Source organism: Brevibacterium picturae (assembly GCF_030453725.1).
Classification (GTDB): domain Bacteria; phylum Actinomycetota; class Actinomycetes; order Actinomycetales; family Brevibacteriaceae; genus Brevibacterium; species Brevibacterium sandarakinum_A.
This window is the reverse complement of record NZ_JAKDJU010000130.1, coordinates 1-8,634: the sequence shown is the minus strand read 5'-3', so window position 1 is coordinate 8,634 and position 8,634 is coordinate 1. Positions and strand designations below refer to the sequence as shown.

At 65.2% G+C, this 8,634-nt stretch carries 7 protein-coding genes; 4 read left to right on the top strand and 3 right to left on the bottom strand.

Features of this window, described 5'->3' with window-relative positions; genetic code table 11:
* The first annotated feature begins 37 nt into the window (after window positions 1–37).
* Window positions 38–1,543, top strand: a complete 1,506-nt coding sequence (locus L0G76_RS11915) for a M50 family metallopeptidase (RefSeq protein ID WP_304357420.1) — start codon at window positions 38–40, stop codon at window positions 1,541–1,543.
* A gap of 20 nt (window positions 1,544–1,563) precedes the next feature.
* Here the strand turns inward: L0G76_RS11915 and L0G76_RS11910 are convergent, their stop codons facing one another.
* Window positions 1,564–3,036, bottom strand: a complete 1,473-nt coding sequence (locus L0G76_RS11910; RefSeq protein WP_304357419.1) for a serine hydrolase domain-containing protein — start codon at window positions 3,034–3,036, stop codon at window positions 1,564–1,566.
* Window positions 3,037–3,224: 188 nt separating this feature from the next.
* Here L0G76_RS11910 and ispG point away from each other — a divergent pair, with 188 nt between their 5' ends.
* The gene (ispG, locus tag L0G76_RS11905) at window positions 3,225–4,373 is read left to right on the top strand and encodes a flavodoxin-dependent (E)-4-hydroxy-3-methylbut-2-enyl-diphosphate synthase (protein WP_304357418.1); all 1,149 of its coding nucleotides are present in this window, start codon (window positions 3,225–3,227) and stop codon (window positions 4,371–4,373) included.
* Between the two features lie 57 nt (window positions 4,374–4,430).
* The gene (locus L0G76_RS11900; protein ID WP_304357417.1) at window positions 4,431–5,309 is read left to right on the top strand and encodes a GNAT family N-acetyltransferase; all 879 of its coding nucleotides are present in this window, start codon (window positions 4,431–4,433) and stop codon (window positions 5,307–5,309) included.
* Between the two features lie 113 nt (window positions 5,310–5,422).
* On the opposite strand, the gene L0G76_RS11895 is transcribed toward L0G76_RS11900, so the two are convergent.
* Together L0G76_RS11895 and L0G76_RS11890 are read right to left on the bottom strand one after the other, a co-directional pair.
* Entirely contained in the window at window positions 5,423–5,839 is a 417-nt protein-coding gene (locus L0G76_RS11895) for an RNA-binding S4 domain-containing protein (RefSeq protein ID WP_304357416.1), read from the bottom strand.
* Window positions 5,840–5,857: 18 nt separating this feature from the next.
* Window positions 5,858–6,571, bottom strand: coding sequence for an NUDIX hydrolase (locus L0G76_RS11890; RefSeq protein ID WP_304357415.1), 714 nt, complete (start codon window positions 6,569–6,571; stop codon window positions 5,858–5,860).
* Window positions 6,572–6,850: 279 nt separating this feature from the next.
* Between L0G76_RS11890 and L0G76_RS11885 the strand changes: the two genes are divergently transcribed.
* Window positions 6,851–8,634 (top strand): proline--tRNA ligase (locus L0G76_RS11885; protein WP_304357414.1); only part of this gene is annotated, 1,784 nt, incomplete at its 3' end.

Sequence of the window (8,634 nt, the reverse complement as noted above, 5' to 3'; positions counted from 1 at the left end):
GCTTCTGCACAGGGCAAGGCCTCCGGCGGAGCCTGATATGACAGTCATCCTCTACATCGTCGGGATCGTCCTGTTCCTCATCGGGATCTCGATTTCGATCGCACTGCACGAACTCGGCCACCTGACACCGGCGAAGAAGTTCGGGGTCAAGGTCACCCATTACATGGTCGGCTTCGGCCCGACGGTCTTCTCATTCCGCCGCGGCGAGACCCAGTACGGAATCAAGGCACTGCCACTGGGCGGTTTCATCGCCATGCCGGGAATGTACCCACCACTCGAGGCGACGACGCGTCGGGCCGGCGTGTCGAAAGGCGGCGAGGCCCAGCACGATGCCGGCGCGGTCGGGGACGACCGCCTCGGCGATGGCAGAGCTGAAGAATCCACCGACATCGACGGGCATGCCGACGTCGCGACCGAGGCCCCGCATCGGCCTCGGAAGCAGCGGCGCGGTCGGCTGTTCGAGAACACGATGGCCGATGCCAGGGACTTCTCGAATCAGGAGATCGAACCGGGGGAGGAACACCGTACGTTCTACGCCCTGAACGTGCCCAAAAGGCTCGTGGTGATGTTCTCCGGTCCTCTGGTCAATCTTGTCCTGGGGATCATCATCATGGCGATCTCACTCATCGGCATCGGGGTCATGACTCCGACGACCACGGTGCAGACCGTCGTCGAATGCGCGGTTCCGGCCTCGGAAGCGGCGCAGCGTCCCGCGGATGAGAAGCAGAGCTGCCAGGACGACGATCCGCTCACCCCCGCCTGGGAGGCCGGGATCGAACCCGGCGACGACATCACCGCGGTTGCCGGCGTCTCCACCGACACCTGGGACGAACTCTCCAACGTCATCGCAGACCAAGCCGGTGAACGAGTCGACGTGGAGTTCACTCGTGATGGCCGCACCCACTCCGTCAACGTCCCGATCATCGCGCACGAAAGAGCCGTCGTCGACGATCGCGGTGAGGCGCAGACGAACGCCGACGGCACACCGCAGACGGTGACCGAAGGATTCTTCGGCGTCGGTCCCGTCCAGGAGCGTCAGCCGCTGCCGCTGAACGAGTTCCCCGGCGCAGTCTGGGAGCAGGTCAGCGGCGTCTTCCACGCGATCGTGACCCTGCCGGTCAAACTCATCGACATCGCCGAGGTGGCCACCGGTTCTCAGGAGCGCGACGCCGAGGGCCTGGTCGGGATGGTCGGAGTCGGGCGCATCGCCGGTGAGATCGTGTCGACGGACCAGCTCCAGATCGTCGACAAAGCCCAGATGGGTCTGGGGATGTTGGGATCACTCAACATCTTCCTGTTCGCCTTCAACATGATCCCGCTGCTGCCGCTCGACGGCGGCCACATCGCCGTGGGCCTCTACGAAGGCGCGAGGCGCCAGATCAACAAGTTCCGCGGGCGCGGCACGATCGGACCGTTCGATACGGCACGGCTGCTGCCGCTGACCTATGTCGTCATCGGGCTGATGCTGTGCATGACGGCTCTGCTCGTCTACGTCGACCTCGTCAAACCGGTCACCCTCGACGCGATCTTCAACTCCGGATAGCCGGTGCACGGTGCTCGCAGTCAGCTGCTCAGCGTGATCGTCTGCACCGCGCCGAGGTGGTCCAGGCTCACCGTGATCGTCGCCGCCGGCATCTCGGCTGAGCCTTCGCTGCCGGCGACGTGTGAGTCGGGTACCGTCACCGTTCCCAGCAGTGGTGTCCTCATCTCGAGGTCGCCGGGTGTGAAGGCCTGCGTCAGTTCCAGATCACGGCCCGAGGCCAGTTCGTCCTTCCACGCGGCGAAGCGCTCACGGCGCTCGGTCCGGGGCTCATCGAGGTCCATATTCACGGTGAAGAGCCCGTCGGCGACGGTGTCGTCGAAATCGAGGACGAGGTTCGCCGCACGCAGCACGGTCTCTGACTGCTGCGCCGCAGCGGGATAGTGGGGCGCAGGAACCGCGGTGGTCGTGCGTGTCAGCTGCAGACCGGGGCTGCCCGCGGCTGCGGCCCACCCGGCGTCGATGACGTTCCTGACGACTCTTTCGGCCGGATAATAGGTCGTATTGCCGAACACGACGATGCTCAGGCCGAGGTCCGGGAACCAGCGCATGTGCGACCCGTACCCGGGATAGCCGCCGGAATGGCAGACGACGCGACCGAAGCGGGAGTCGAGGCGGGGCTGCAGACCGAAGCCGTAGTTGATGGATTCGGTGTGGTGGTCGCTGCGCTGGACCTCGATGAGACGATGCGCCTGCTGGTTGTCAGACAGGATCCGCGCCAGTGCCCCCGGGACAGAGGAACCGAGGTGGTCGAGGGAACCGACATGCTCGAGTGCGTCCACCTGCTCGAGTGCGTCCATATGGGCATTCATCCAGGCACCGATGTCATTGACCGTGGAGATGACTCCGCCGATGGGGGAGAAGACACCGGGACCGGTGAGTTCGGCAGGGTGACCCCGGCCGTGTCGGTCGAGGCGGATGCCGGGTGCCAGGTCGGGGAAGTCGGCGACATCGAATCCGGTGCGGGACAGACCCAAGGGCTCGAGCACCTCGGCGGTGGCGACGTCGATGAAAGGCCTACCGGTCACAGCTTCGGTCACGACTCCGAGCAGGGCATAACCGAGGTTCGAGTATTCGTAACCGGTGTCGGCCGGTGCGATCGGGATGGCGCCGCGGCGCAGGTGGTCGATGAGTTCGGCAGCGCTCATCGACTCCACTCGATCCGCCCACGGGTCGTCCTTCGTGAACCCGGTGCCCATGGTCAGTGCCTGACGGCAGGTGCGATCGGCGATCGATGTGTCGTTGAGATCGGGCACAAGGCGGCCCAGCGGCATATCGAGATCCAAGCCATCGGCCGTAAGGACGCCGATTGCTGCGGCGGTGAATGACTTCGTCATCGACGCGATCCGGTACGGGACGTCTCCATCGGCCACCGTCCCGGTCCCACCTCGGCCGAAGACGCCCCATGCCAGGGTGCCGCCCTGGGCTCGCAGAGATTCTGCCGCAGCCTCGAGTCCGCTGATGATGGCCTCGGTGTCAGGGTGGGTGAACGCCATGCATGCTCCTCTGCGCTTCGGAATCTTGTCTCTTCGGTCGGCAAGCTCCCTTCACACTACCTGCGAAATCGCCGTGTGGTGAGCGATCACACCGTGGCCGGGAGGCCCGGACACGGTTTGAAGTCCTACAATATGAATGACTCGAACGATCAGTCTGGTCACCAGTCGTCAATGAAGGGAATGTCTTCGTGACATCGGTCAACCTCGGAATGCCCGCCCCACCGCCTCCTGTGCTCTCGCCACGTCGGAAGACGAGACAGATCCAGGTCGGAAAGGTCGGCGTCGGTTCCGATTTTCCCGTCAGCGTCCAATCGATGACGACGACACCCACCACCGACATCAACGGCACTCTGCAGCAGATCGCCGAACTCACGGCCGCTGGCTGCGACATCGTTCGTGTGGCCTGCCCCTCGCCCGATGATGCCGCGGCACTGCCGGCAATCGCGCAGAAGTCGCAGATCCCGGTCATCGCCGACATCCACTTCCAGCCGAAGTACGTCTATGCCGCGATCGACGCCGGCTGCGCTGCGGTGCGTGTCAACCCCGGCAACATCCGCAAATTCGACGATCAGGTCAAGGAGATCTCGAAGGCGGCCAGTGATGCCGGAGCGTCGATCAGGATCGGCGTCAACGCAGGATCCTTGGACAAGCGGATCATGGAGAAGTACGGCAAGGCCACCCCGGAGGCACTCGTGGAGTCCGCCGTCTGGGAGGCATCGCTGTTCGAAGAGCACGACTTCCACGACTTCAAGATCTCCGTCAAGCACAACGACCCCGTGGTCATGGTCCGCGCCTACGAGCTGCTCGCCGAACGCGGTGACTGGCCACTGCACCTGGGCGTGACCGAGGCCGGTCCCGCCTTCCAGGGCACGATCAAGTCCGCCACCGCCTTCGGCACACTGCTGTCGCAGGGCATCGGTGACACGATCCGCGTCTCGCTCTCGGCACCTCCCGTCGAGGAGATCAAGGTCGGCAATCAGATCCTCGAGAGCCTCAACCTCAAACCGCGCAAGCTCGAGATCGTCTCCTGCCCGTCCTGCGGCCGTGCCCAGGTCGACGTCTACACACTCGCGGACAAGGTCACAGCCGGCCTTGAAGGCATGGAAGTCCCGCTGCGGGTCGCCGTCATGGGCTGCGTAGTCAACGGCCCCGGCGAAGCCCGCGAGGCCGACCTCGGTGTGGCCAGCGGCAACGGCAAGGGCCAGATCTTCGTCAAGGGTGAGGTCATCAAAACCGTGCCCGAGGACCTGATCGTCGAAACGCTCATCGAAGAGGCCAACCGCATCGCCGCAGAGTCCGACACGCCGTCTGGATCGCCCGACATCGTCGTCGGCTGAGACCCGACCGAAGCGAGAGTTCCCGGTGGGCGACGATCAGAACAAGGAGGCTCTCTCGTGCTGAGAGTCGCTCGCCTGGGACATCAGCACACCCGTTGGCTGAAGAGTCTGCTCGCACTCAATCCGTGTGAGAACGTCTACCTCATCGCGCTGCTCGAAGTCACGGGCACAGCGCAGATGGGGTCACCGTCCGGTTCCCTGCTGGGCGTCTTCGACGGTGACCGACCGGTCGCGGCCTACTGGGTGGGCGGCAACATCATCCCCGTCGCTGCCACCCCTGGGACCAACCAGGCGCTGGCCGAGAAGCTCAACGCCGATGGACGCTACTCCTGTTCCCTCATCGGCTCCCGCACGATCATCCTCGATCTGCACAGCCGCCTGAACTGGGGCCGTCCCCGTGGGGTCCGGGACCGACAGCCGCTGCTGGCTATCAGCTCCGATCCCTTGGTCGAACCCGACTCAGCGGTGGATCTGGTGACGGTGGAGCAGCTGCCCGCAGTGTTCGCCGCCAGCGTCGACATGTTCACCAACGAGGTGGGTTTCTCTCCGATCGAAGGCGGACAATCGAGCTACATGGCCCGAGTCCGCAGCATCATCAGGGGCAAGAACTGCTTTGCGCGCATCTCCGACACTCTGCCCCAAGGCGGAGCGGTGCGGCGTTGGCCGGCGACGAGTCAGGCCGAACAGGTGCTGTTCAAAGCAGACATCGGCATCAGAGCACCGCGCATCGTTCAGATCCAGGGTGTGTGGGTGCACCCCGATGTGCGCCACCAAGGCCTCGGTGCTGCGGGAATGGCGGCAGTCGTGGCGCAGACCCGGGCTGCCGGGCACACCACTGTGAGCCTCTACGCCAACGACTTCAATGAGGTGGCCCTGCGCATGTATGCCCGGGTCGGCTTCGAACAGGTCGGCACCTTCGCCACGGTCATGTACTGAGATCCCTCACTCCACGATGGAGCGGGCCCAAGGCGCTCGCGGCGACGCGGATTGTGCGGCGACGCAGGCGACGCGGACTGCGCGGACGGCGGCTCATCTCGGGGCGACGGAACTCAGGGCTGTCGGCGATCCCGGTTCCGCGGCTTTGCCATGTCTCCCAGGAACTTCTCCATCTCCCGGCGGTCCTTCTTCGTCGGCCGACCCAGCCCTTTGTCCCTGCGCGGGACGAATCCGCGCAGAGCAGGATCCGGCGGCGGGGTGAGATCCTCGTAGCACTGCACGGCGATCGACGACTGCGGACGCGTGGGGACGAAGCCGGTGATCTTCCAGATGAATTCGGTGCCGGCCTTGCGCACGCGCACCTCCTGGCCGATGGCGACCTTCTGCGCTGCCTTCACACGCTGACCGTCGACCTGGACGTGCCCGCCACGGCAGGCTTGAGTCGCCAGGTTCCGGGTCTTGAACATGCGGGTCGTCCACAGCCACATGTCCACGCGAACGTGCTTGCCCGGTGCGCGATCAATCTCCACTGTCAGCCTCCAACTTCGTCAGGTCTCGCGCTCTTGGTCGCCTTCGCCATCGCTGCGCAGGGCGAGCTCGGAACGTCGGGTGAATGTCTGGGCCGGGCGGCCGCGTCCCTGGGACAGGGCCCGCCCGGTAGGTGCGAGGAGCGGCAGCATCGTGCGGCGGAACGTGTCTGCCTGCAGATTCTGTCCTGACACGATCTCATGCAGCTCACGCAGCTGTCGGAGCGAGAACTCCTCCGGCAACAGCCCGAACGGGTCCGGTGTGCGCTCATGCAGGGAGCGCAGACGGTGCACCGCGACCCGTACGATCTCCTGATGCTCTGCGCTGAGTTCACGGATCGAGTGCACGGGTGCCAGCTTTCGCCGCCGCGCATCCTGCGGGTCGGGTTCGGTCTCCGGGGAGCTCGCGTCACCGAATCCCACATCTCTCGTCGACAGCACGTCGAGGTGGGCCACCGAGATCACCCATCCACGATCATCTCGATCGGGTTGGTCGAAGACATGGAGTTGGACGGGGGCGCGGTCGATGAGCCGCGCCTTTTCGCGCAGACACCGTGCGACAGCCTCGGCGAGTCGTTCCTGGGGACGCAGAATCGAGCCCGGCAGCTGCCAAACACCGTCGCCGGGATGTGTGAGGAGCACGTGCAGGCCACGTCCGGGAACGGGGCAGAGGACCGCGGTGTCGACCGCGACCGAGGGCCGTGGGAACTGCGTCAGTTGAGTGGGATCAGGCATGCTCTTCGTATCGGTCAGGAAAGCGGTCGGTCAGTGAATCGGCCTGAATTGTGCAGGCCCTGGTGGATGTCTGTGCCCACCAGTCTAATTCGCTTCCTCGACCTGACGAATCTGCAGCCGGCAGGCGGCGGGTCCACCTGCACCCGTCTGGCGAATCCATCGCCGCCGGCCGCCCGAGTCCGATAGGCAGTCTGATCTGTTTTTCCGCACAGTTGCCGTGCGCATACCCGCGTGCGATAGGGTTCGATCTGAGTCCTGACAAGTTGAGGAGTATCACCCATGGCCCTGCGCATGTCGTCCCTGTTTGTGCGAACCCAGAAGGAGGACCCGGTCGGTGCCGAGGTCGCCAGCCACAAACTGCTGCACCGTGCGGGGTACATCCGCCGATCGGCCCCGGGGATCTACACATGGCTGCCGTTGGGACTGCAGGTTCTGGGCAAGATCGAAGCCATCGTGCGCGAGGAGATGGCCCGAGCCGGATCACAGGAAGTCCATTTCCCCGGCCTGCTGCCCGCCGATCCGTACCGGAAGTCCGGACGCTGGGAGGCCTTCGGACCGGACCTGTTCCACCTCCAGGACCGGAAAGACAACGACTACATCCTGGCCCCCACTCACGAAGAGGTCTTCACCCTCCTCGTCAAGGACCTCTACTCCTCCTACAAGGATCTCCCGCTCTCGATCTACCAGGTCCAGACGAAGTACCGTGACGAGGCCAGGCCGCGCGCAGGTCTGCTCCGCGGACGCGAATTCATCATGAAGGACGCCTACTCCTTCGACATCGACGATGCCGGACTCGATGCCTCCTATGAGGCGATGCGCGTGGCCTACCTCCGCGCCTTCGCCCGCCTCGGACTTCCGTGCCTGCCGGTCAGGGCCACTCCGGGTGCCATGGGCGGCTCGGGCACAGAGGAGTTCATCTATCCCTCCGAAGTCGGCGAAGACACCTTCGTGCGCTCACCCGGCGGGTACGCGGCCAACGTCGAGGCCGTGACCTCGATCGTGCCCGATGCGATCGATTTCTCGCTCTCGCCTGCGGCCCACGTCGAAGACACCCCCGACACGCCCACGATCGAGACCCTCGTCGACGCCGCGAATGCGAACCACCCGCGCGAAGATCGGGCGTGGACCGCAGCGGACACGCTCAAGAACGTCGTCTGCGCGATCACCCACCCCGACGGCACCCGCGAGATCATCGTCATCGGTCTGCCCGGCGACCGTGAGGTCGACCTCGACCGCGCCGCTGGAACAGGAATGCTGGGCAATGGTGAGGTCGGCCTCGAAGCGGCCACGGCGGAGGATCTCGCCGCCCACCCTGAACTCGTCAAGGGCTACATCGGACCGGGCCTGAGCCCCGAGACGCAGGTGCTCGGTCTCGAAGGCAGCTCGGAGGTCCGTTTCCTCCTCGATCCTCGTGTCGTCGACGGCACTCGGTGGATCACCGGCGCGAACGAGCCCGGCCGTCACGTCTTCGACCTCGTCGCCGGCCGCGACTTCACTTCCGACGGCACCATCGAAGCCGCCCAGGTGGTCCTCGGCGACCCCGCACCCGACGGTTCCGGTCCGCTCGAGTTGGCTCGTGGCGTCGAGATCGGTCAGATCTTCAAGCTCGGCCGCAAGTACGCCGAGTCCCTCGACCTCAAGGTCCTTGACCAGAACGGCAAGGCCACGACCGTGACCATGGGCTCCTACGGCCTCGGCGTCACCCGCGTCATGGCCTGCATCGCGGAGGAATATCACAGCGAAACCGGTCTCCTCTGGCCCCAGCATCTGGCCCCGGCCGACGTGCACATCATCGCCGCCGGCAAGGGCGCCGAGATCGCCGAGGCGGCCGAGAAGCTGACATCCGAGCTCGAGTCCGAGGGTGTCACCGTCCTCCTCGACGACCGTGGCAAGGTCTCACCCGGCTTCAAATTCGCCGATGCCGAGCTCATCGGCATCCCCACCGTGATCGTCGTCGGTCGCGGCCTGGTCGATGGAGTGGTCGAAGTCCGCAATCGTCTGACCGATGAGAAGTCAGAACAGCCCGTCGCCGAGGTGGTCGCTTCCACCGTGGCCACGGTCCG

What these genes read in the sequence shown, in the direction of transcription:
- L0G76_RS11915 (WP_304357420.1), top strand. Translation starts at nt 38, where the DNA reads ATGACAGTCATCCTCTACATCGTCGGGATCGTCCTGTTCCTCATCGGG.
- L0G76_RS11910 (WP_304357419.1), bottom strand. Translation starts at nt 3,036, where the DNA reads ATGGCGTTCACCCACCCTGACACCGAGGCCATCATCAGCGGACTCGAG.
- L0G76_RS11890 (WP_304357415.1), bottom strand. Translation starts at nt 6,571, where the DNA reads ATGCCTGATCCCACTCAACTGACGCAGTTCCCACGGCCCTCGGTCGCG.